Raw genomic sequence first — 23,289 nt, 5'->3', positions numbered from 1 at the left:
GCTCCTACACCGCCTTCTAAATCTGATAACTTCTGCTCGAATGCAGCTAGAGTAGGATTGCCAATACGCGTATATATATATCCTTCTGCCTCTAAATTAAATAGTGCTGCTAAATCATCCGACGTATCGTATTTATACGTTGTACTTTGATAAAGCGGCAAAACACGTGGTTCACCATTCTTTGGTGTATAGCCACCTTGCACACAAATCGTTCCTTTTCCCCATGATTCTCCCATCTCTCATTCTCCTTTCTTTTATACAAAATAAAAAACCGCCCCTTTCCTGAAAATAAGAAAGGAGCAGTTTAAAAACACGCTCTAAAGGCTCTTTCTTATCTCTCAGGATTATTACCTGCAGGATTTGGCACAATTCCGTTATACGGCTGTTGCCAAGGTTTCATCGGGCCTGTCCCTCCACCTTTTCTTGATAAGACTATGCAATTACCGTTGATTTTATAGCAATAATTTCCTAATGTCAATCGATTTTTCCGAATGTTCTAAAATAAATGTTAACAGTTTTATAGAAGCAACAAAAGAAATATATTCCATTCTATTTCAAAAAAGACCTTTAAAAAACTCAAATCAATCTATAAAATTAAATAAGTAACTTAAACTATAAATTCAAAAAATCGCCCTACATGTTGAATAAGCAATCCTCTCAAAAAGATACTATACATATTCAATCCATTTCACACTAACATCTGCAACCTTTTCCTACTAAGACTTGCATAACGGAGGTATAACATGACAAATACAAAAGACATGCATTATATAATCGTCTTATATGGCATTCTTCTAGGATCCATAGTAGGCGCTACAGTCTGGCTATTTTTAGTTACGATAAATATCGGAATCCATTTTATTTGGGGTTATTTACCTAGCGTTTTCTCTTCCCCCCCTTATTACACCCTTTGCGTAACCACAATCGGCGGGATTCTTGTTGGTTTATCACAAAAATACTTTGGTACATATCCACGTCTTATGCCAGAGGTTATGGATGAATATAAAAAAACAGGTAGGATTGAATACCGTTTTGTCCATCAAGCTACTTTAACTGCGATTATTGTCTTAATATTTGGGGCTAGTCTCGGTCCAGAAGCCGCACTTGTTGGAATTATTGGCGGACTTTGCACATGGGTTGGTGATCGCTTTAAATTTGCTTTAAAGGGAATGAATGAACTAACAGAGGTTGGAATTGGTGCTACTTTAAGTGTCATTTTTAATGCACCATTATTCGGTTACTTGGCCCCAAATGAAAATGAGAGTGAGCAAATTAACGAATTTTCTAAAGGAAAAAAAGCAATTGTATACTTAACTACTACTTTTGCAGGTTTTTCTGTTTATTTACTACTGAGTAAACTCGATAATCGAGGATCCTTTATTGTTGATTTTGGAGAAGGTTCACTTTCTTTCAATGAATGGATCGCATTTCTCCCGCTTGCTAGTATTGGTGCTATAATTGGTTTCTTTTATTTCAAATTAGAATTCATATTAGAGAAGTTAATTCATCCTTTTACAAAGTACAAAATTACACTTGGAATTATCGGTGGTATTTTATTAGGAATTGTAGGCACTTTTCTTCCGTATACATTATTTTCAGGGGAACATCAATTAAAAGAATTAGTTGTTGAATGGGGGCATTTATCCTTTTGGATACTACTTCTTTCAGGAGTTTTAAAGCTATGCATTACTGCCGTTTGTTTAAATACGGGGTGGCGTGGTGGACATATTTTCCCAATTATATTTTCAGGGTCAAGTATTGGATACGCTATAGCTTCTATTCTTCCTATAGATCCAGTAGCATCTGTGGCCATCGTAACGACAGCGATTTCGAGCTATGCGTTACGAAAGCCAATAGCTATAACTTTGCTATTACTTATGTTTTTCCCGCTTAATTTACTATTACCAATGCTCGGGGCAGCAGCGATTGGTAATGCATTTCCGCTTCCTAAACGGAACGAAACTACAAATTAATAAAAGTAGGCAGTAGGGACAAAAATTCCACTGCCTATTTTTGTCACACATGCCGCTTCAATAGAGCGTATAAATCTTCAAAACTATGCACTTCATATGTTGGCACAATCTCGCTATCATTTAATTTCTTTTCTGGATTAAACCAACAAGTATCAATTCCCGCTACATATCCACCTTTAATATCGGCGCTTAATGAATCCCCAATAATAAGCCCTTCTTCAGAAGCAAAGTTAGGAATCCGTTCAAAAACATAATCAAAATACTCTTTCATCGGCTTTTGAAAACCTGTATCTTCAGAAACAAAAATACCTTTAAACAATGAATGTAACCCTGCATTACGTAAACGTTTATCTTGCGTCTTAGAAACGCCGTTTGTCACTATATATAAATCATACTCATTTTGAATTTGATTTATAAATTCAAATGCACCTTGTATGAGTTGATTTCCTTCTTCTAAGTAGCTACGGTAATTATTTTCGAATAATATCCCATCTACTTCTTCCCCGTACTCTTTGAATAAAATGGAAAACCGTGTATTTACAACTTCATCGCGGTTGATTTCGCCTTTTTCAAAAACATCCCAAAGACCTTTATTAACTTTTTTATAACGCGCTTCAACCTCACTAGTTAGAGGAATCCCTTTCTCCTCAAAAAGCATACGTAATGCCACTTTCTCCGTCTTCTGGAAATCTAACAGTGTATCATCTACATCAAACAACAATGTTTTATATTTTTTCATAAACCTCTCACACTCTCTTTTCTACAAAAACAAATTTAAGTAAATCGTATCATTCTTTCTTGTAAAAATAATAGGAGATATCTCATACTAAATATGAGGTGAAAATATGGAAGTCAGCAAAAACAACGAAGAAATTTCTCATTACATGCAAACTTACAATCTCCACACTCTTTTTTCTTTTGATGTCTTACCGTATGCTGAGCTACATTCCTTTCAAAAGAAAGAAAAGATATGTACTGAAGGGGTTGATTTCCCTTATCTTTATTATTTAATTTCTGGGAAAGCAAAAATATATATGAGTCACAAAAACGGAAAGGTTTCATTAATTAACTTTATTCAAGCACCTTCGTTCATTGGAGAATTAGGATTAATTGGTGTAGAATCCTTTACTAAAGCAGTTGAGGTAATCGATGATTGTATTTGCTTAGCACTTCCTCTTAAAGATTGTCAGCATCTTTTATTGCAAGATGCTACCTTTTTACAGAAACTATGCAAATTCATTGGCGAAAAAACAATTGCCCGAACAGAAAGTTATGCAAAAAACAATAGTTATCCGTTCGAAAATCGATTAGCGGCGTTTATTCTATTAACAGAACAAAATAATTGCTATACCGAAAAACATACCGAAGCCTCAGAATACTTAAGCGTCAGTTATCGTCACCTTTTATACGTATTAAACCAGTTTTGCCAGCAAAATTATTTAAAAAAAGAAGGCCGAACATATTATATACAAGATCGAAGTCAATTAGAAAAACTTGCTGATGAGTTAAAAATATAAAGAAACAGCATTAACGTTTATGTTAATGCTGTTTCTTTGAGTGGCGATTATAATTTCAATTAAAATTTGCTTGCTACTTTAGCTGCTTCTTCAAGACCCGCAGTAATGATTTCTTCTGCTTTATCTGGGAATTGGTTATGTCCTTCAATAACCACTGTTTCCATGTTTGTTGCACCGAAGAAGCCCATCATACTTGCTACATATTTAACAGCCATTTCTACTTCAGCCGCTGGACCTTCAGAATATACGCCACCGCGTGCGTTTAATAATGCGATTTTTTTATCTCCAATAAGTCCAACTGGACCTTCTGGTGTATATTTAAACGTTTTACCAGCACGGTTTAAATAATCAATATACGTGTGCAATACTGCTGGAATCGTTAAGTTCCATAATGGGAAACCGAAAACAACTTTATCAGCTTCTAAAAATTGATTTAAGTACTTATCAGCAACTGCTACTGCCTTTGCTTCCTCTTCCGTTAAATCAAATCCTTTACCTGCTTTGAATGTACCATTAATCATGTCTACGCCTACATATGGTAATTCTTCTTTATATAAATCAAGTTCTACTACTGTATCATTTGGATGTGCTTCTTTATAGATTGCTAAAAATGCCTCATATAATTTCACACTAACTGCTTGTTCCGCTGGACGATTGTTTGCTTTTACGAATAAAACTGTTGCCATTATTTCTTCCTCCTAATACTCACTCTTACGTTGTTATATGTTTTTAAAAAAGGTATCCCTTGTAATTGTTGTTTTGTTGCTTACAAACATATTTTATCTTTATATCAAGACAATTTCGTCCTCACATAGACGTATTTTTCCATAAAAAAAGTCCACCTCCTAAAGGCGAACTAGGTCTTACGACTTTCGTCTTATACAATCCCATTTTTCACTGCATATAATGCTGCCTGCGTGCGATCAGATAAGTTTAATTTACTCAAAATACTACTTACATGTGCTTTAACCGTTTTTTCTGTAATAACTAAAACAGAGGCAATTTCTTTATTGCTCATCCCTTTTGCTAATAGTTGTAACACTTCGTTTTCTCTTGCTGTCAATACATCTACATGAACGAAATGTTCCTCTGCCCTCTCTTCTTGAGGCAATGTTTGAGAGATAAGGGCGCTCGCAATATCGGGATGTAATTGAATATTACCTTTATATGCGCTTCTAATAGCTTCAACAAGTTGATCCGGTTCTACATCTTTTAAAATATAACCACTTGCTCCTGCTTTTAATGCCGGTAAAACATGTGCCTGATCAGAAAAGCTAGTTAATACGATTACTTTCACATCTGGATATTCATTTTTTATACAAGCTGTCGCCTCAACGCCATCCATTTCAGGCATATATAAATCCATTAGTACAACATCAGGATTTGTTTCTCCTACTTTCACTAATGCTTCTTTCCCATTATTTGCTTCTCCAACTAACTCTAAATCTTCCTGTGTACTCAAGAAAAATGCTAACCCTTTTAAAACGACTGTATGATCATCAACTAACAATACTTTTATTTTCACAAACTTCCCTCATTTTCACATCATAATGGTACATTTACTTTTACGCTCGTTCGTTTCTTGCTACTTACAACTTTAATTGTTCCACTAACTAATTCTACTCTTTCACGCATCGTAGTCATACCGAGTGATTTTTTCTCTTTTATATCTTTTTCTACAAAGCCATTTCCTTGATCAACTATTTCTAATGATACATTTTTCTCAGTCACTGTAAAATAAACCGTCGCTTCTTTTACACCTGCATGCTTACTTACATTGTTTAACGCTTCTTGTCCAATGCGCCATAATGCCTCTTCTACCACACGAGGTAAGTCACGAACACCGGTAACTTGCTCCCTAATTTTCAATCCTAAGTTTTCACCGTACTGCTTTAGAGCAGGTAATAATCCTTTTTCTAATCCTGCCGGACGAAGCTGCCAAATTAATGTCCTCATTTCTTTTAATGCCCCTTGCGCTAGTTCACGCATGTCATGCAAAGATCGATCCACTTTTTCATTTTGACCTTTTAAAACTGCCTCAGCACCTTTTGTCATAAAGGTTAATGAAAATAATTTCTGTGAAACAGAATCATGTAAATCTCTTGCTAATCGATTTCTTTCTTCCATTCGTACAAGTTCACGACGCTGCTCGTTTAATCTTAAATTCTCTATTATTAGCGAAATATGATTCGATAGCGCTTGGATTACATCTATTGTATTCACATCAAATTCTCCATTATTTAAACTTACACATAAAACACCAAATACATGGCTTTGAATATGTATTGGCGTAGCAATAACAGCTCCATTTAGATGTACATTATGACCAATTTGACGTTTTAAAAGAACCGATTCACCTTTTACTAGCGCCTTCTTTGCCGCTTCTTTTACATCTTCTTGTAACTCTTCCTGACTAAAAGACGCTCGCAAAGATAATTCTTTTTCTTCTCTAATAAAAAACGCCACTTGATTCCATTGAAATACTTCACCTACGTGATTTACAACTTTTTCAGGTAATACATTAAACCTATGAATTGTTTTTAAATCTTGAATAAAACGTTCCAATTTCACATAATAATGTGCTCTTCGTTTTTCATTTTCATATAATTTCGTTCGTTTTAAAGCCGTCCCAATTTGGAAAGCAACGGATTGGAGCAATACTAATTCTTCTTCTGAAAAATGTGTTTTACCTGGACTCGCCACATTTAATAAGCCAAACTTTTCTCCTCCTGCTTTTAAAGGAACTGTAGCATGATGAAGAATTCCTTCTGTATCTCCCCAATTGTATTCAATTGCATTATTAATTCTTTTACATTCAATAATGTTAACAGCTCGTTCTAATTTCCCATCTACAAATCCACGTAAACACCAACATTCACCTTCACACATCGGGCGTTTGTTTTCATATGTCAGCGCCTCTGGTAACTGGTAATCGATCAACTTCGTATACTTCCCATTTTCATCCGCAAGAAAAATCCATCCTGTCGTCAAACCTGTTACACTTAGCAATTTTTCTAGCACCGCTTGCAATACATGATATGTATCATTTGATGTATTTAGTGTTTCTGCAATTTCTTTTAATATAACTAATTCATTTGTACGATTATCTCGAAACATGCTCAATCTCCTACATACAAGATTTTAAATCGCCTCTAAAGTAAATCATCTACTTTTCACTTTGTACTTATTCGTAACATTGATATAATGGTGAAAACATAGTTTTCATTATATCACTTGAGGGGGATTTCATAATGACATTAAATAAAGCACTTACTATCGCTGGTTCTGATACAAGTGGCGGTGCTGGTATACAAGCAGATTTAAAAACATTCCAAGAACTTGGCGTATACGGAATGACATCTCTTACGACGATCGTAACGATGGATCCACATAACGGTTGGGCACATAACGTATTCCCAATCCCAGCTTCTACATTAAAACCACAATTAGAAACAACAATTGAAGGTGTTGGCGTAGATGCTTTAAAAACGGGTATGCTTGGATCAGTAGAAATTATTGAAATGGTTGCAGAAACAATTGAAAAGCATAATTTCAAAAACGTAGTAGTTGATCCTGTTATGGTATGTAAAGGCGCAGATGAAGCATTACATCCTGAAACGAATGATTGCTTACGTGACGTTTTAGTTCCAAAAGCATTAGTTGTAACACCAAACTTATTTGAGGCTTACCAATTAAGCGGCGTGAAAATTAATTCTCTTGAGGACATGAAAGAAGCAGCGAAGAAAATCCACGCTTTAGGTGCTAAATACGTCCTAATTAAAGGCGGTAGCAAACTAGGTACAGAAACTGCAATCGACGTCCTATATGACGGAGAAACATTCGATCTTCTAGAATCAGAAAAAATTGATACTACAAACACACACGGTGCTGGTTGTACATATTCTGCTGCAATTACAGCAGAACTTGCAAAAGGAAAATCTGTGAAAGAAGCAGTAAAAACTGCTAAAGAATTTATCACAGCTGCTATTCGTTACTCATTCAAGATTAACGAATACGTAGGACCAACTCATCATGGTGCATATCGTAAATTCGTTGCACCGAAAGAGCTTGTCTAGCGTATAAATAAAAACACCCGCAGAGCTAATACGTTGCCTCTGTGGGTGTTTTTTTAAATAAATTTTACATCTTCTGGTCATCTTACCTTTAAGATGCAGAATTGACCTGATTTCTACCATTTCTTTTTGAATAATATAACGCGTCATCAGCCGCTTGAATAAGCTGTTCCTGTGATCCTTTATACTCTGAAATCCCTACCGACACTGTGATTTTTATTTTCGTTCCATCTAACAATTGAAATGAATGTTTTTCAACAGCTATACGGATTTGTTCCCCAAGACGAATACCATAAGTTAGTCCCCTCTGCGGTATCAAAAGTGCAAATTCCTCTCCACCCTTTCGAAAAACCAAATCCGGAAATGTTGAAATTCCTCTTAAAATACACCCTATTTGTTTTAACACTTCGTCTCCTGCAGGATGCCCATACGTATCATTTACATACTTAAAGTGATCAATATCTATAAGTAATAAACAAAGTGAACCACTTTTCATATGCTTATTACCGATGTAACGATTCATCTCTAAATCAAAATGTCTTACGTTTCCAAGTCCTGTTAAAGCATCTATCGTTGCATACTGTTTCATCGTTTGGAATAATTGATTAGATTGCAATACATATTTTGCACTAAAAAACGTGATATAGCCTGTAAGAATACTAGAAAATAAATATAACCCCACAATGTAGGTATCTTTAATTAACCATATATATAGCGCCGGGATTAGAATAGATAAAATATACGTATGTAACCATACCCACTTTTCTCCTAAAGAAAGCTTCATGCGTGAAATAAAGATACTACCTATCCCTATCGCAATAATTGTATAAATAGCCACTTGAGAAGCTAAAGAATAATCCATAAATAATAGCCTAGTTACTAAAATCATACCAACTGTTATAGTACTCGCTATTGGCCCTCCAATTATAACAGCTAGAATGACAGCTAAGTAGCGTAAATCCAATAGAATAGTACCAATACGAACACCGAAATACATTAGTAATATACCTAATATTCCAGTAAAAATACCTACTACGCATTTCTGCCAAAAAGAGAATCCTTCTTTTAACGGACTATCTCTTAAAAGCTGACCTCCAATAAAGATAAAGGAAAGAATGATTGTTGTGTTTACAAATAAATCCCTTAACATAAAATAATCTCCCTACTTTTTCGTCTATCCCTTTCCTTACTTTATTGTATACGAACTCCCTATAATTCCCAAATCTTTTTATTTATTTTTGCTGTTCCACGTGAAACAGCAAAAAAATAAAAAAGGACGAAGATTCGTCCCTTTTTTATTAACAACAACGTGATATCTTGCCGCCTTTCGCATTAAATCTAGCTTCTTGCGCCTCAGCGAAAAATTGCTTCTGACATACAATCTCTTCTTCTGGATGATGCTTTTTCATATGCTCCACATATGCTTCATAACTTGGTACCCCTACAAGTAAACTAATAAAGTGTTTCCTTTTGCCCCATACTTGCCGTAGTTTTTTAAGCATAATTCCTCGACTCACTTTCATCCCTAGGAATATATGGTGCCTCTTTTAACGGCATCGGCTTATTTCTTAATACTTGAATCCAAATTCGAATTGCAGAAATTAATACGGCGATTACAACTATCATAAAAATCCCACAAAGTGCGGCATCGATATAATCATTAAAAATAATTTTTTTCATTTGAGCGACATTTTTAGCTGGAGCTAACACTTTCCCCTCATCTAATGCTCCCTGAAACACCTTTGCATGAGATAGAAATCCTATTTTTGGATTTTCATGAAATAGCTTTTGATAACCAGCTGTCATTGTTACAATTAACAATCCGACAGTCGGGATAAGTGTCACCCAAACATATACCTTTTTCCCCATTTTGAATAAAATTGTCGTCCCAAGTAATAATGCAATACCTGCTAACATTTGGTTTGCAATACCGAACAACGGCCATAATGTATTAATTCCACCAAGTGGATCTATTACTCCTTGGTATAAGAAATATCCCCAGCCTAATACACATAACATTGTAGCTATTACATTCGCTAATGTAGAATCTGTTTTCGCAAACGGCTTATATACATGTCCTAAAATATCTTGAATCATAAAGCGACCGACACGCGTTCCTGCATCAATCGTTGTTAAAATAAATAGTGCTTCAAAAAGAATGGCAAAATGATACCAAAATGCCATCATTGCGGTCCCACCTATTACTTGTGAGAAAATATATGCCATACCTATCGCTAACGTTGGTGCGCCACCTGTACGTGATAAAATCGTTTGTTCTCCAACGTTTACAGCAAGATCTTTTAATTCATTTGGTGTAATAGCAAATCCCCATGAAGAAATAACTTGGGCCGCCTGAGATACATCCGTACCGATAAGTGCTGCCGGACTGTTAATTGCAAAATAAGTTCCTGGTGTTAATACACAAGCCGCAATCATAGCCATCGCTGCTACAAACGACTCCATCAACATTGCTCCATAACCGATTGGCTGTGCATGCCCCTCTTGCTCAATCATTTTTGGCGTCGTACCAGATGAAACAAGCGCATGGAATCCAGACACCGCCCCACAGGCAATCGTAATAAATAAGAACGGGAATAAGTTACCTGAGAAAACAGGGCCTGTTCCATCGATAAATTTTGAAACTGCTGGCATTTGTAAATCTGGTGCTACAATTAAAATACCGATTGCCAATCCAACAATTGTCCCTACTTTTAAAAATGTACTTAAATAATCACGCGGTGCCAAAAGCATCCAAACTGGTAATGCCGATGCAATAAATCCATATATGATAAGCATAATAGCAATTGTTTCACCACTAAACGTAAACATACTTGCAAGCGTTGGGTTTTCAGCTACATACTGACCTCCAATAAGAGATAGAATAAGTAGAATAATACCAATTACCGATCCTTCACCAACCCGGCCAGGTCTAATGTAGCGCATGTATACTCCCATTAAAATAGCGATAGGAATCGTTGCCGCTATCGTAAACATTCCCCAAGGGCTTCCGATAAGTGCCTTTACTACAACTAATGCTAATACTGCTAATAAAATAATCATAATGCCTAAAATACCTATCATGGCAATGAGCCCAGTCACAGGGCCTATCTCATCTTTAATCATTTCACCTAACGATTTACCATTACGTCTCATCGAAGCAAATAAAATTACAAAATCTTGTACAGCTCCAGCGACTACTACCCCGACAATAATCCAAATTGTCCCTGGTAAATATCCCATCTGTGCTGCCAAAATAGGTCCTACTAAAGGCCCTGCCCCAGCAATTGCTGCAAAGTGATGCCCGAATAATACCCACTTATTTGTCGGAACATAATCTTTTCCATCATTCAATGTATGGGCTGGCGTTTGCCGATTATTATCTAAATCAAAAACCTTTCTCGCTATAAATCTACTATAAAATCGATAAGCAACTGCATACACACATACTGCAGCTACTAAGAGCCACACAGCATTAATAGTTTCACCTTGTGATAAAGCTATTACACCAAAAGCACCTGCTCCTACTGCCGTAATAACCCCCCAAAGTAAAATCGACTTCAACGTCTTCACATACAATCCCCCCAATACTACTTCTTAGTGGAGATTGTACTAAATTTTCTGAATATTTAAGTTGAATCCTCCTTATCATGAAGAATTTTTAGTTTATCATGTTAAAATACTCTCATTACCTACTATAATTCAATTTTATTTCGAAGGCGCTTTACATAATTACGGCTGACTGGAATCGGTTGCTCATCATACCTGTCTAAATATAAATTATACGTGCCGTTATAATATGGTTTCAGTTCTTGTACATATGACATATTAATTAAATAGCTTTTATGCACACGTAAAAAATCATATACATTTAGTTTATTTTCCAATTCCTGAAGTGTATATGTTGAAATATACTGATTATTTGTTGTATAAATTGAAACCGTCTTATTCTCCTTATTTTTACTCACATATACAATATCTTCTGGGAAAACATATCTAATTCCCTCTTGACCTTCTATCGGTAGTTTTCGCAAATAACTCTTTGCTCTCTCTCCTTGCTCTTTACCCATTCTATATAAAAGAAATTGTAAATCTTCTTCACGAAATGGTCGTAATAAATAATAAAATGCTTGAAAACGAAATGCTGTAATGGATTCTTCTATATCCTCACCCATAAAAATAAATTTCGTATAGCAATTTACTTCTCGTAATAAACTCGCATATTCAAAACCAGTACCATCTATTAATTGCGAACTTAAAAAAACAAAATCTGGTGTATGTTTTTTCATTATTAACAAAGATTCTGTTCCTGTATTTGCTTCAAAACATTCTATATTTCGAATATTCTCAGTAAAGTTCTCAACTAATTTCCTTCGCTCTTCTGCCTCTTCCATGATAAGTAAAATTTTCATTTATCCAACCACCTAATTCCTTTGTCCGTATGTCCTGTTGTATACATTCTCTTTAATAAGAAACAATCCCTTTTTCTTACTATACCATTATTTATCTAAAAAAACAGAAAAAAGGAAACCACCTCGGTTCCCCCTCTCCTTTTACACTAATTCTCGTTGCTTCGTTTCTTGCCCAAGTATAACTACAGCAAGTGCTCCAATTAAAATTGATCCACAGAAGATCGTAAATATTAGCGAAAGTGAAGCTTGTGCAGCAACTAAATAGCCTACTAATAAAGGGCCAATAATACCACCAATACGGCCAAATGCGGCCGCCATTCCTGCACCTGTACCACGAATAGCTGTCGGATACTGTTCAGGTGTATAAGCGTATAATGCCCCCCAAGCACCTAAATTAAAGAAGGATAGTAACATGCCTGCCACGATTAAAACTGTTAATGAATCTGCAACTCCAAACAAGTAGGCACTGCACGCTGTACCGATTAAATACGTAACTAAAACAAACTTTCGCCCAAGACGTTCAATAAACCAAGCGGCTGTGAAATACCCTGGAAGTTGAGCTAATGTCATAATAAGTACGTACTGGAAACTTTTTATTAAACTAAATCCTTTTAATACCATTACACTAGGTAACCAAAGGAACATTCCATAATAGGAAAAGACAACACAAAACCATAAAATCCATAACATAATTGTAGCTTTACGATATTCTCCAGACCAAACTGACTTTATATTTTCGATAACAGATGGTCTTTTTTCGACCTTTTCAAATCTCGGAGAATCTGGTAAATTCCATCTTAAATATAAAGCATATAGTGCCGGAACCGCACTCAACACCATCGCAACTTCCCAACCATATTTCGGAATAACGAAATATGAGATAAGAGCTGCAATTAGCCAGCCACCTGCCCAAAAACTTTCTAATAGCACAACTATTTTACCTCGTTCATGTGCTTCAACACTCTCTGATACTAGTGTGGAGGCAACCGGAAGCTCACCGCCAAGCCCCATACCAATTAAAAATCTTAAAACGAGGAACATCGCGAGTGTCGTCGTTAAAGCAGTTAAACCACTACCGATAGAAAATAGTAATAATGTAATAATAAAGACTGATTTTCGGCCTATTTTATCCGATAGTATCCCAAAAAGGAGCGCTCCTACTGCCATACCAATTGAATTAATACTACCTATCCATCCCATTTCTTGCGTACTTAATCCCCAATCTTTTTGGAGTGCCACCATTACAAATGAAAGCATTCCAACATCCATTGCATCAAATAGCCATCCAAGCCCCGCTATGCCAAGTAGCTTTCGCTTCGAAATTTCTTTTACCTTGCCCACAAGAAGTCCTCCTCACACAGGTGTCTTTACACATCATTTTACATGTGTGAATTACATAAGTAAAATACTTTCGTGTAAAAAATTCTCCTTCATCATTCCCAAAATTTAAAATATTTATCAAAAATCAACAAAAAAAAGTAGCGAGATTTCGCTACTTTTTTGAACGCATTACTTCTTTTAAAAATTCCGCTAATACTAACTGACGACGCCAGCGTGTTGGATTACTACATAACCTGTAAAACCACTCTAAATGAATCGCTTGAATCCACTTTGGTGCGCGTTTTACCTCTCCCGCCCATACGTCTAAACTTCCACCTACTCCAACAGCCATTTTCGTTTCTAAACGATGCTTATTGTTTTGGATAAAGTTCTCTTGTCTTGGGAAACCAAGTGCAACAAGTAGTAGATCTGGTTTTGCTTCTTGAATACGAGAAACGATATTCTCTTCTTCTTCTTGCTTAAAATACCCATCTTGCGTACCAACAATAGATACAGCTGAATATGTCTTCTTTAAATGATCCGCTGCAGCTTGTACAACATGTGGTTTTGCTCCTAATAAGAAAACGGATACTGGTTTATTCTCTTCTGATAACTTCGCAAACAAATTACACATTAAATCAAAACCTGCTACACGCTCTTTTACAGGTGTACCAAGCATACCACTTGCTTTTACAACCCCAATACCATCAGGTGTAATTAAATCTGTATTTAATAATGTTTTATGGAACTTTTCATCCTTTTTTGCACACATAACAATTTCAGGATTCGCTGTTACTACCTGAAAGGTATCATTTTGCTCCGATTCTAGTTGTTCCTTTAAATATTGGACTGTTTCATCCATTGTCATTGTAGAGAAAGGAACGCCTAGAATATCAACTGTTTGTACTGCCATAATTAAATATCCTCTCTATTTCAATAAAAGTTTTTTATATGCACTACGAGTATCTTCATACAAATTCTTTAGCGAGAAATGAGTAGATGCGTAATCATATAAACGATTTCCCATCTCTTCTAATTCCCCATTCAACCACTTTTCATAAGCATTTTCTAATGATTTTGCTAACGAATCTGCATCACCAATCGGTACAATCCATCCATATGTATCATCAACTATTAGCTTTCTCATATCCCCCACATTTGTTGCAATAGATGTTAAGCGTTGATTAGCTGCTTCTAATAAAACAAGAGGGAAACTTTCACTATAAGAAGTTAACAAATTAATGTGTGCAGATGCATATAATTCTTTTGAATCTGTACGAAAACCTAGAAAAATCACCTTATCCTCTAAGTTTTTTTGTTTCACCATCGCTTTTAATTCTGCTTCTATAGGTCCATCACCAAGCAAAAGTATCTTTATATTTTGGATTTTAATTTTTTGTAACGCTTCAAATAAAATACTATGTCCTTTAACAGGATGAAGACGAGCTACTTGGATCGCTGTAAATACTCCTTCATCGATACCAAATTCACTCTTATCATAAGCCTTTGCTGGAATATTATCATACTCAATTCCATTATAAATTGTACAAATTTTCTCTTCTGATACCCCAAGCTTTATTATATTTTCCTTAAAGTTTTCCGTAATTGCAAAAAACAAATCTACCTTCTTGAAAGAACGTAAATTTAATTTCGTAAATACCCATCCTTTTAATCCCCCCTTCATAAAATCTAAGGTTGGATCACTATGAACGGTCATTATCCATTTCGCTTTTATACCTTTTTTCAAGAGGGAGAGGTAGAAATTCGCTCGTGCGCCATGTGTATGCACAATGTCAAATTGATTTTCATTAATAAATGATTTTATTTTTGAAAGAATTGATAGGTCGTACCGAGATGACTGAGTAAAAACATGTACTTGAATACCAAGGTTCCTCGCTTCTCTAGCAATCGCCCCTTCTTCAAATACCATTAATTCCACTTCTTTCTGTGGAAACTGAGATAAGAGTGAAATAATATGTGTTTTCCCCCCACCTTCTTCTGCACCAGCATTAATATGCAACACTTTCATTTCTTACATCCTCCATTTTTATTTTTATTTACTATAACAAAAATAAAAGCTAACATATGCTAGCTTTTATTTTTCTATCATTCAATTTCCAAGTCAACTATTAAATATGCCATGAGTAATACTAAGTAAAAACTTACTCCAGGTGCCATTAAAATATGCCCCGCGATAAATGAGATACCTAATCCTAACAGGATTGCTGCAATTACCATTGCGTACCTTACTGTAAATATTTGTTTAAACTTAGTAAATACACATGCGATGAATTTAATACCAAAGTATACGAACGGAACTACCAGTAAAATAAATCCTATAATTCCGAATGAATAGAACCAATCATGAAAATCACGTTCAATTAATTTCGGATCTGCTTTATAGTTACCAGCATAACCCATACCTAATAATTTTTGAGACATTGGGGCTTCCTTATAAAAATCTTTATACATTTGCTCGAATATTTGACGTCCACTAAAAATAATAGCTTGAGTTTCTTCCTTTTTCTCAGCTACTTTTTCTTTCTCTTTTTCTTTCTCTCTTTCTTTTTCTTGTTCCTTTTCTTTCTCTGTCACTGGAGGTTTATGCTCTTTCGCTTCCTCTTTCTTTCTCTCTTCATTTTTCGCACTCTGTTGCTGTTCAATAAATTGGAAATGGAATCCCATGTTTTTCATGAATGGCGAAAAAGGTGTATATGCCATTATGCCTACAAAAACAGTCATTGCAATAAAACCATTTAATAAATAGACATTTTTCTTTCCATCTTTACGCTGTGTATATGCCTGGATAAAGCACATAACAACTGCAATAGCCATTGCCACAAAGATGGCTCCTACACCAACCTTCGTTCCAATTGCAAATAGTGAATAGACAACTAAAACTGAAGGAATCCAATAATATACTTTACCTATACTTTTTGTTTTTTCAATTGAATATAAAATAACAATTGGGCACATGATGGCTAAAATAGATCCTAGCTCGTTACCTGCATAAAACCAACCACGAGACCCCAATTTCAACCACGTATAACTATTGTAATCTGTTCCCGTTGCAATCGAAACTACCATTACTATTCCTATGATTAACGATGCATACGTAATATATTCAAGCATTTTTGAATGTCTTTTTTCTTTTAAAGATTTAAAAACAAACACATAACAAGTAAGCATAACAAACGGATATAAAGCTTTTGCTATAAACTTAACTTCTTCTGTAAACACCATAGGGTTCTTTGTAAATTTATTATTTATTAACCCAATAGTGAAAATAATTCCAACTAGAATTATATACGATATATATTTTATACTCTCTCTCTTCTTTGTTTGAATTAAAATATATATTCCACCTAGAAGCATAACGAATAAACGTGTAATAACTCCAATAGTCGTATCAATTTTTAAAACCATTATACAGAATGCTGTAAGCAAATCTAAAATGGGTTGCAACAAAATAAAGATTAATAGAAAATTTTCAAATTTATTACTTGTACTATTTTCCCTTAACATCTAGAACCTCCATAACTTATACCTAAATTCACTCTATACAATTATTATTATTTTTCTCATCTCAAATATGTATTATAACATATATTTTTTAATTAAACGTCTCACATTTCTATCCAACCTTACCTCATAAAAAAAGTAAATTTGCATTTTCAAACGCTTTCCTTCCTTATTTTTTCTTTTTTTCTACATGTAACGAAAATGCATTGTTATTTACATAACTTTAGTGTATATTTTTTCTCTGGAACATCTTTAGGAGGAAGGGATTACAGCCATGTTATTAATCGACATATTTACGTTTCTTGGCATTATCGCCGCTGCTATTTCTGGTACATTAGTTGGTTTAAAAAAAGATTTAGATTTATTCGGTGTCCTTTGTTTAGCTGTAGCTACTGCGCTCGGCGGCGGTATTATTCGTGATATTATGATCGGTAACCTGCCTCCTGTCGCATTTGTAAAACCTATTTACTTTTTCGTAAGCGTATTATCAGCACTATTTACTTGTATGTTTTTTGAGCGTATCAATAAACTTCAAGTCGTTATTATGCTTTCTGATGCTGTTGGCTTAGGTGTTTTTACAGCCATTGGTGCAAATGCGGCAATGTCACATCATGTTGATGCCTCATTTTTAGTTGTTTCAATGGGAGTCATTACGGGGATTGGAGGCGGTATTTTGCGTGATATATGCGCCCAAGATATCCCTTACGTATTCCGAAAAGAAATTTACGCAATCGCTTCTATATTAGGAGCAATTAGCTTCTTAATCACACATGCAATGGGGGCGCACGTATTAGCTTTCTATGTTTGTTTATTAGTAACATTCATTATTCGTGTCGTCACTGTAATATATAATGTACATTTCCCTGTTTTCTTTAAAACACATGCTAAAATTAATAAAGGTCATTAAGAGAATTCTACATAGAATTCTCTTAATTTATATACTATTCTATACACAAATATAGAGTAATTGAATATAAAAATATATAATTATATTAGAAACAAAAATGAAAACGCTTCACAAACAGGGGGAAGAACGATGCTTGGGGTTTTTAAAAAACATAATCATAAAACAAACACCAGTATAATCGAATTAAGTAAGGCACAACAAATAACCTTTAACGTACCTGCTAATTCCGAATTAAGGATTCAAATGGATATGCTACATATTTCAAAGGAAGATTTACAAATTGTAAAAGTACTACAGCCCTTTATTTATGAGGAAATAGATTGGATTACAGAAAAATTCTATGCCAATATTACAAAACAACCTAATTTAATTACTATTATTGAACGTTACAGCTCTATTCCAAAACTAAAACAAACTTTAAAAACACATATTAAAGAATTATTCAGTGGAGATATGCACGAAGATTTTATTGAACAACGTGTCAGAATTGCCAAAAGACATGTTCAAATTGGCTTACATAGAAAATGGTATACGGCTGCCTATCAAGAATTATTCCGTTCCATCATAAAGATTTTACAAACAAAGATTACAATAATCGATGATTTTTCATATTCTATAAATGTAATAAACAAATTATTCACACTTGAACAAGAGCTTGTTCTTGCAGCTTATGAATCTGAGTATGAACAAATTCAAAAAGAACATGAAAAAGAAAAAGAAATAACGGCTATGACAATTACACATATTGCAAATGAACTAGCAGCTGTATCTGAAAAAACAAGCTCTTCTATTCAAAAATTAACTGCTAAATCCGAAACTATTGTAGAGATTGCCAAAACCGGTACATCATTAGCAACAACATCAGAAGAAAAAGCTAATAAAGGTAAAGAACAATTAAATCAGCAAAACAAACGAATGGGATATATTCAAACAAATATGGAAACTATCATTACAGATACTCATGAACTTCTCAATATTTCTAACAAAATTAACGAAATCATAGATATCGTTAAATCAATTGCAGAGCAAACAAATTTACTAGCACTAAACGCTGCTATTGAATCTGCACGTGCTGGAGAGTTTGGCAAAGGTTTTTCTGTTGTAGCTGGAGAAATCCGAAAATTATCAGAGCAAACGAAAGAATCGATCTCCAACGTTACAAAACTCGTTGAAAAAACAAATGAACAGATTATTCATGTTTCTTCTTCTGTAAAACAAATTAGTTCTCTCGTATCTGAAGGAACTGATAGTATGTACGCGACAGATCAATACTTCCATGAAATCGTAAAAGATATGTCTAATTCGAAAGAACAGAATAAAAAAATTGAAAATGAATTAGAAGCTATTTCGCAAGTAATGAAGGGCATTCAAGACGATTCTTCAAAAATGGCTCTAACAGCTGATAGTCTACAACTAGAACTAAACCGATAAGGCCAAGCTTATATTAATAACGATTTTTCATCATCTAACAATAAAAAAAGAATCCATTTTGGATTCTTTTTATTTTCTAAAAAATATTTTTTGACAATATACATAACTCATATAGACACCAAAGCTTTGTAAAATAAACAATGCTGGCATAATAATATTATAGTATGCCATATCTACTTGAAAGATTTTTAGCAATACATATCCGCTAATCAACAATAAGAACAACATGTATCCTTCATTCTTTTGTTTCTTAATAAGGAAATGTAATAAAGCTATAGCCATGAATAATGTTATTGCTATATATATCAGCTTTTCACATTTGAATAGGATAGAATTTATCCCCTCATCTGAAAACTGATTCATTACTGGTTTTAGCAGTTTAAATCTTTCACTCTCAATCTCTTTTAACTTTTGATCAATATGTTCTATTACAGTTTGATTTCCCGGTATTTTTTCCTCTTTTTGATTTTTACCGATTAAAACCGATTGAACATACGTCTCATTCGAAATCGTATATTGTGACATTCCCATCGTCTTAATTCCGTAACTCACGCCAAAATGAACACTATAAAATAGAATAAGCATCCCTATCATCTTTAATAGTATTTTTTGTTTCGTTGCGGATTGAAACAATTCAATTAACAACACATATACCGCAATAAAAATAGGAAGAAATAACCCCATTGGGAACAGCATATTGCTAAATGCAAATAACGTCGCTGAAAGCACCCACATATAAGGATGATCTAATCCTTTATATAAAAGTATGTAACAAGCAAAATAAAATAAGCATATTGCGAGCGACTCAGGCGCTAATAAGGAACTCATAAATATATTTGGAATATATAAAGCGTAAAATACGGACGCAATGCGACCACATTCTTCCCCAAAAACCATAGCGGCAATACGATAAATTAAAAATGCAGTTCCTGTACAGAACAAAATATTAAATAACTGTAAAACAAATACCGTATCACCAAATATACGAATAACTATCGATTCATAAATGATAAAGGGTAACTGTGTTACATTCTCTATATTATTGCCAATTGCAATCTGCTTTGCAGACTCATACATCGCTTTCATATCACCGATGATCGGAACATCTACAAATAAAACCATACTAACTCTCACAACTATAGATACGCTCATAAGAAAAATAAAAAATTGTTTATCTGTAAAACGATATTGTAAAATTGATGCCACTAACAATATGAGGATGACGAAAATTGCCAATACGATTGTTACACTCGTTGTACTTCCTCCAAAAAATTGCTTACTTGTTTCAAACGCTGACCAACAACTATAAACAAAAAATGCGAGCATCGCACCAATCATTATTTTACTGAAAAAAGACGAAAAATTTGTTTGTATATGATTCATATGTCCATTGCACCTCTATCTCCATTCATAACAAAACGATTCTATCATGAATAGGTACACGGCTGATAGGGAATTTCTATGACAAATATATAGTCATTACTTTTTCACTTGCAATGTAAGCGAATCCTCTTTTACACTACACTTTAGACAAAATAAATTTTCTTTCAGTTACATGAATATACTTTCAAAAGTATTATTACTCCTCTACTCATACATTTTACTTGTTTAAATACCCGGTAAAATCAAATAGGAACTAACCTTCCTTTTATGTCATAAAGAACATGTCACTCTGATTGAAAATGTACACTAGGGGCTGAATATATGGAAAAGAAATTTATGAGAGAATCAAAAGCAATTAAAACAACACGTGTTTTTCCAAATGATTTAAACAACCATCAAACATTATTTGGTGGCAAATTATTGGCTGAAATTGATAGTATTGCTTCTATTGCAGCAGCAAGGCATAGTCGCAAGCATTGTGTGACAGCATCCATTGATTCTGTTGATTTTTTAACACCTATTCATCAAGCTGACTCTGTTTGTTATGAGGCATTTGTTTGCTATACTGGGAAATCATCTATGGAAGTCTTCGTAAAAATAATTGCAGAAAATTTATTAGAGGGAGAACGCCGTATCGCTGCTACTTGCTTTATTACATTCGTAGCATTACAAGATGGAAAACCTTCTTCTGTACCTCAAGTATTACCAGAAACTGAGGAAGAACATTGGTTGCATAAAACTGGTTCCGAACGTGCTGAGACCCGAAAAAAAGGACGTTTAAAAAGCAAAGAAATGGCTGAGGTATTAACTTTAAATAAGCCTTGGAGTGTATAAAATTTCAATATCGAAAATACCTTCTGAGCGGATAACTAAATTGTATTCGCTCATTTCTTTATAAACAGTTCAAGTCTCTCATACAATCTCTACGTCTTTTCACAAATACTATGTAATATTTTTATACATATCTTGGCTAGGCTATTTCAATATTAACTTTTTCTAGTGTATAAAGTTCTATTTATAACTCGCTTCTAATCGAGGAATAGTTGCTTTACAAAGTTTATGTAAGGTACACTTATACGGGCGGTCAGCAAACTAATTTAAAAATTTGCAAGTTGTGTAGAAAACGCCTTGTTTTTTACTATATCAAAATACAATAAAAAACGATCATTATTCTTTACCAGCGAAAAACAATTTCATTTTAGTTGAAGTAATTATCCCTACTTAAAAACTTTAATATAAAACGCATTTTAATTAAATTGTATTACTTTAATGGAAAGGTGAAACTATGCAAAAGTCTATTGTTTCAAATATTTTTTATAAAATACTACTCAATACGTTTAACATTATACTTCCCATCTTAGTTGGTCCATACGCATACCGCATGCTAGGAGCCAATTCAATGGGAACTGTTAACTTTGCTGAAACTATTTTTAATTACTTTTTCATATTCGCGGTTTTTGGTGTATATCAATATGGCTTACGTGAAGTTAGCTTAATTAAAAATGATAAAAAGAAAGTTTCTCAATTATTCACAAGTCTCTATGTAATTAATGTTACAACTAGCCTTTTAGCTTTATGTGCTTTTTTAGCCTTTAGTTATATTGGATATGGAAATGAAAGCTTATTTCCTGTTCTTCTTATTTTTGGCTTCAATTTTATTTCCAATCTATTTTATGTGGAATGGTTCAATGAAGCGTATGAAAATTATGACTTCATCACTAAAAAAACAGTTATTGTTCGACTAATTTATGTTGTACTGCTTTTCTGCCTAGTTCATGGAGTGGATGATTATAAAACATTCGCAGGTTTATTAGCACTATCAACATTTTTAAATCATTCTATTAGCTTTGTATATGTGAAACGCCAAGTTAAGTTTGATTTTTCTAACTTAACCATTATCCCGCATTTAAAACCATTGCTATTAGTCGTCATTTTTTCAAATGCTAATATTTTATATACACAATTAGATCGTCTTGTGTTAGGTGAATACGCCGGAAAAGCAGAGGTCGCTTACTACGTTATGGCTTTTCAAATTATGACCATTATTAATACACTTATGTTAAGCGTTGTACAAGTAACGATTCCACGGCTTTCTTACTTATCAGGAAATGCATCTGAAAGTGAGTATGAATCTTTGTTAAACAAAATTTCAAAAGTGTATTTTATTACCCTATTTCCCGCCGCAATTGGTTTAATGCTCATTGCTCACGGAGCTGTTGTCATTTATGGTGGATCAGAATTTGCTGGGGCTGGTAATACATTAATTGTGTTCGCTTTCTATATGATTACAGTTGGTATTGAATCGATTTTATCGAATCAAATTATTTATGTTAAAAAGAAGGAAGGTATTTTAGTACGCTTCTTATTCATTTGCGGGTTTATTAACCTAGCATCTAATATTGCACTAATATTCTTCCATGTGCTTACACCAGCGACAGCAATTTTCACAACTACAATTGCTAACAGTTTATTAATTGTACTTGAATATATTTATGTTAAAAAGAAATTAAAAGTGAATTATACATTATTTGATATGCAAAAACTTAAATATCTATTTTATTCACTAACATTTGTACCAATAGCATTCGTTATTCGTATGTTCGTATCTGGACAAATACTACAAGTTCTCCTAGTCATGGTAGCATGCGGATTAACATATGCTCTTATCCTTTTCTTAACAAAGGATGAAATTCTCTTTACTCTAATAGAAAAAATACAAGCACGATTTAAAAAAGCTTAAACGTAATTCTTAAA

General features: G+C 34.0%; 21 protein-coding genes, 1 pseudogene and 1 riboswitch. Of the genes and pseudogenes, 8 read left to right on the top strand and 14 right to left on the bottom strand.

The features are described from left to right. Window positions 1-236: PLP-dependent transferase (locus JDS92_RS20940; protein WP_199632460.1), on the bottom strand; the 236-nt coding region annotated here is incomplete at its 3' end. Between the two features lie 92 nt (window positions 237-328). Continuing rightward, a riboswitch (SAM riboswitch) is annotated at window positions 329-433 on the bottom strand. A 310-nt stretch (window positions 434-743) separates the two neighbouring features. Here JDS92_RS20940 and JDS92_RS20935 point away from each other — a divergent pair. Further along, complete coding sequence (locus tag JDS92_RS20935; protein WP_000185592.1) at window positions 744-1,973, top strand: chloride channel protein; 1,230 nt, start codon at window positions 744-746, stop codon at window positions 1,971-1,973. A 43-nt stretch (window positions 1,974-2,016) separates the two neighbouring features. On the opposite strand, the gene JDS92_RS20930 is transcribed toward JDS92_RS20935, so the two are convergent. Further along, window positions 2,017-2,712: a YjjG family noncanonical pyrimidine nucleotidase gene (locus JDS92_RS20930; RefSeq protein ID WP_000760209.1), complete on the bottom strand. Its 696-nt coding sequence runs from the start codon at window positions 2,710-2,712 to the stop codon at window positions 2,017-2,019. Window positions 2,713-2,818: 106 nt separating this feature from the next. Between JDS92_RS20930 and JDS92_RS20925 the strand changes: the two genes are divergently transcribed. Further along, on the top strand, window positions 2,819-3,490 hold the full coding sequence (locus JDS92_RS20925; protein WP_097958170.1) for a transcriptional regulator YeiL: 672 nt from the start codon (window positions 2,819-2,821) through the stop codon (window positions 3,488-3,490). Window positions 3,491-3,549: 59 nt separating this feature from the next. Here JDS92_RS20925 and JDS92_RS20920 read toward each other — a convergent pair whose 3' ends face one another. The 3 genes from JDS92_RS20920 to JDS92_RS20910 form a co-directional block, all read right to left on the bottom strand. Beyond that, complete coding sequence (locus JDS92_RS20920; RefSeq protein ID WP_199632459.1) at window positions 3,550-4,176, bottom strand: FMN-dependent NADH-azoreductase; 627 nt, start codon at window positions 4,174-4,176, stop codon at window positions 3,550-3,552. 191 nt (window positions 4,177-4,367) lie between these two features. Further along, window positions 4,368-5,015 (bottom strand): response regulator, encoded by a 648-nt coding sequence (locus JDS92_RS20915; RefSeq protein WP_000695807.1) that lies wholly within the window; start codon window positions 5,013-5,015, stop codon window positions 4,368-4,370. Between the two features lie 20 nt (window positions 5,016-5,035). After that, window positions 5,036-6,607: a GAF domain-containing sensor histidine kinase gene (locus tag JDS92_RS20910; protein WP_000488134.1), complete on the bottom strand. Its 1,572-nt coding sequence runs from the start codon at window positions 6,605-6,607 to the stop codon at window positions 5,036-5,038. 134 nt (window positions 6,608-6,741) lie between these two features. On the opposite strand from JDS92_RS20910, the gene pdxK reads away from it, so the two are divergent. Continuing rightward, window positions 6,742-7,566 (top strand): pyridoxine/pyridoxal/pyridoxamine kinase, encoded by an 825-nt coding sequence (pdxK, locus tag JDS92_RS20905; protein WP_000174255.1) that lies wholly within the window; start codon window positions 6,742-6,744, stop codon window positions 7,564-7,566. A gap of 88 nt (window positions 7,567-7,654) precedes the next feature. On the opposite strand, the gene JDS92_RS20900 is transcribed toward pdxK, so the two are convergent. The 8 genes from JDS92_RS20900 to JDS92_RS20865 all read right to left on the bottom strand — a co-directional run bounded on the left by JDS92_RS20900 (window position 7,655) and on the right by JDS92_RS20865 (window position 16,817). Then, window positions 7,655-8,713 (bottom strand): GGDEF domain-containing protein, encoded by a 1,059-nt coding sequence (locus tag JDS92_RS20900; RefSeq protein ID WP_097958169.1) that lies wholly within the window; start codon window positions 8,711-8,713, stop codon window positions 7,655-7,657. 148 nt (window positions 8,714-8,861) lie between these two features. Beyond that, window positions 8,862-9,065 carry a YbdD/YjiX family protein gene (locus JDS92_RS20895; protein ID WP_097958230.1) on the bottom strand — a complete coding sequence of 68 codons (204 nt, stop codon included), beginning with the start codon at window positions 9,063-9,065 and terminating at the stop codon, window positions 8,862-8,864. Beyond that, a complete protein-coding gene (gene cstA / locus JDS92_RS20890) occupies window positions 9,058-11,133 on the bottom strand; it encodes a carbon starvation CstA family protein (RefSeq protein ID WP_199632458.1) in 2,076 nt (691 codons plus the stop codon). The genes JDS92_RS20895 and cstA overlap by 8 nt, the downstream gene beginning before the upstream one ends. Window positions 11,134-11,255: 122 nt before the next feature. Beyond that, complete coding sequence (locus tag JDS92_RS20885) at window positions 11,256-11,972, bottom strand: LytR/AlgR family response regulator transcription factor (protein WP_000698261.1); 717 nt, start codon at window positions 11,970-11,972, stop codon at window positions 11,256-11,258. Between the two features lie 141 nt (window positions 11,973-12,113). Continuing rightward, window positions 12,114-13,313: an MFS transporter gene (locus JDS92_RS20880; protein WP_000521086.1), complete on the bottom strand. Its 1,200-nt coding sequence runs from the start codon at window positions 13,311-13,313 to the stop codon at window positions 12,114-12,116. Between the two features lie 151 nt (window positions 13,314-13,464). Beyond that, the gene (locus JDS92_RS20875; protein WP_000290755.1) at window positions 13,465-14,205 is read right to left on the bottom strand and encodes a WecB/TagA/CpsF family glycosyltransferase; all 741 of its coding nucleotides are present in this window, start codon (window positions 14,203-14,205) and stop codon (window positions 13,465-13,467) included. A gap of 15 nt (window positions 14,206-14,220) precedes the next feature. Then, complete coding sequence (locus JDS92_RS20870) at window positions 14,221-15,321, bottom strand: glycosyltransferase family 4 protein (RefSeq protein ID WP_000865928.1); 1,101 nt, start codon at window positions 15,319-15,321, stop codon at window positions 14,221-14,223. A 77-nt stretch (window positions 15,322-15,398) separates the two neighbouring features. Next, window positions 15,399-16,817 carry an O-antigen ligase family protein gene (locus tag JDS92_RS20865; RefSeq protein WP_097958167.1) on the bottom strand — a complete coding sequence of 473 codons (1,419 nt, stop codon included), beginning with the start codon at window positions 16,815-16,817 and terminating at the stop codon, window positions 15,399-15,401. A gap of 271 nt (window positions 16,818-17,088) precedes the next feature. Between JDS92_RS20865 and JDS92_RS20860 the strand changes: the two genes are divergently transcribed. The 3 genes and pseudogenes from JDS92_RS20860 to JDS92_RS31570 all read left to right on the top strand — a co-directional run bounded on the left by JDS92_RS20860 (window position 17,089) and on the right by JDS92_RS31570 (window position 19,152). After that, window positions 17,089-17,721, top strand: a complete 633-nt coding sequence (locus tag JDS92_RS20860) for a trimeric intracellular cation channel family protein (protein WP_000924369.1) — start codon at window positions 17,089-17,091, stop codon at window positions 17,719-17,721. 129 nt (window positions 17,722-17,850) lie between these two features. Continuing rightward, window positions 17,851-18,348 (top strand): annotated as a pseudogene (locus JDS92_RS31575) (protoglobin family protein); the annotation flags it as partial. 102 nt (window positions 18,349-18,450) lie between these two features. Continuing rightward, the gene (locus tag JDS92_RS31570; protein WP_370115450.1) at window positions 18,451-19,152 is read left to right on the top strand and encodes a methyl-accepting chemotaxis protein; all 702 of its coding nucleotides are present in this window, start codon (window positions 18,451-18,453) and stop codon (window positions 19,150-19,152) included. 69 nt (window positions 19,153-19,221) lie between these two features. Here JDS92_RS31570 and JDS92_RS20850 read toward each other — a convergent pair whose 3' ends face one another. Beyond that, window positions 19,222-20,535: an ArnT family glycosyltransferase gene (locus tag JDS92_RS20850; RefSeq protein WP_098710711.1), complete on the bottom strand. Its 1,314-nt coding sequence runs from the start codon at window positions 20,533-20,535 to the stop codon at window positions 19,222-19,224. 321 nt (window positions 20,536-20,856) lie between these two features. Between JDS92_RS20850 and JDS92_RS20845 the strand changes: the two genes are divergently transcribed. Together JDS92_RS20845 and JDS92_RS20840 are read left to right on the top strand one after the other, a co-directional pair. Beyond that, complete coding sequence (locus tag JDS92_RS20845) at window positions 20,857-21,369, top strand: acyl-CoA thioesterase (protein WP_000412115.1); 513 nt, start codon at window positions 20,857-20,859, stop codon at window positions 21,367-21,369. A 451-nt stretch (window positions 21,370-21,820) separates the two neighbouring features. Further along, a complete protein-coding gene (locus JDS92_RS20840) occupies window positions 21,821-23,275 on the top strand; it encodes an oligosaccharide flippase family protein (RefSeq protein ID WP_016107330.1) in 1,455 nt (484 codons plus the stop codon). Window positions 23,276-23,289: the final 14 nt, after the last annotated feature.

The sequence above is a fragment of the Bacillus cereus group sp. N12 genome, assembly GCF_016483575.1.
GTDB classification, from domain to species: domain Bacteria; phylum Bacillota; class Bacilli; order Bacillales; family Bacillaceae_G; genus Bacillus_A; species Bacillus_A toyonensis.
This window is presented reverse-complemented; position numbering and strand designations above follow the sequence as displayed.

Coding starts and splice junctions, on each gene's coding strand:
- JDS92_RS20935 (WP_000185592.1), top strand. CDS start 744: ATGACAAATACAAAAGACATGCATTATATAATCGTCTTATATGGCATT.
- JDS92_RS20930 (WP_000760209.1), bottom strand. CDS start 2,712: ATGAAAAAATATAAAACATTGTTGTTTGATGTAGATGATACACTGTTA.
- JDS92_RS20925 (WP_097958170.1), top strand. CDS start 2,819: ATGGAAGTCAGCAAAAACAACGAAGAAATTTCTCATTACATGCAAACT.
- JDS92_RS20920 (WP_199632459.1), bottom strand. CDS start 4,176: ATGGCAACAGTTTTATTCGTAAAAGCAAACAATCGTCCAGCGGAACAA.
- JDS92_RS20910 (WP_000488134.1), bottom strand. CDS start 6,607: ATGTTTCGAGATAATCGTACAAATGAATTAGTTATATTAAAAGAAATT.
- pdxK (WP_000174255.1), top strand. CDS start 6,742: ATGACATTAAATAAAGCACTTACTATCGCTGGTTCTGATACAAGTGGC.
- JDS92_RS20900 (WP_097958169.1), bottom strand. CDS start 8,713: ATGTTAAGGGATTTATTTGTAAACACAACAATCATTCTTTCCTTTATC.
- JDS92_RS20895 (WP_097958230.1), bottom strand. CDS start 9,065: ATGCTTAAAAAACTACGGCAAGTATGGGGCAAAAGGAAACACTTTATT.
- JDS92_RS20885 (WP_000698261.1), bottom strand. CDS start 11,972: ATGAAAATTTTACTTATCATGGAAGAGGCAGAAGAGCGAAGGAAATTA.
- JDS92_RS20875 (WP_000290755.1), bottom strand. CDS start 14,205: ATGGCAGTACAAACAGTTGATATTCTAGGCGTTCCTTTCTCTACAATG.
- JDS92_RS20870 (WP_000865928.1), bottom strand. CDS start 15,321: ATGAAAGTGTTGCATATTAATGCTGGTGCAGAAGAAGGTGGGGGGAAA.
- JDS92_RS20865 (WP_097958167.1), bottom strand. CDS start 16,817: ATGTTAAGGGAAAATAGTACAAGTAATAAATTTGAAAATTTTCTATTA.
- JDS92_RS20860 (WP_000924369.1), top strand. CDS start 17,089: ATGTTATTAATCGACATATTTACGTTTCTTGGCATTATCGCCGCTGCT.
- JDS92_RS31570 (WP_370115450.1), top strand. CDS start 18,451: ATGACAATTACACATATTGCAAATGAACTAGCAGCTGTATCTGAAAAA.
- JDS92_RS20850 (WP_098710711.1), bottom strand. CDS start 20,535: ATGAATCATATACAAACAAATTTTTCGTCTTTTTTCAGTAAAATAATG.
- JDS92_RS20845 (WP_000412115.1), top strand. CDS start 20,857: ATGGAAAAGAAATTTATGAGAGAATCAAAAGCAATTAAAACAACACGT.
- JDS92_RS20840 (WP_016107330.1), top strand. CDS start 21,821: ATGCAAAAGTCTATTGTTTCAAATATTTTTTATAAAATACTACTCAAT.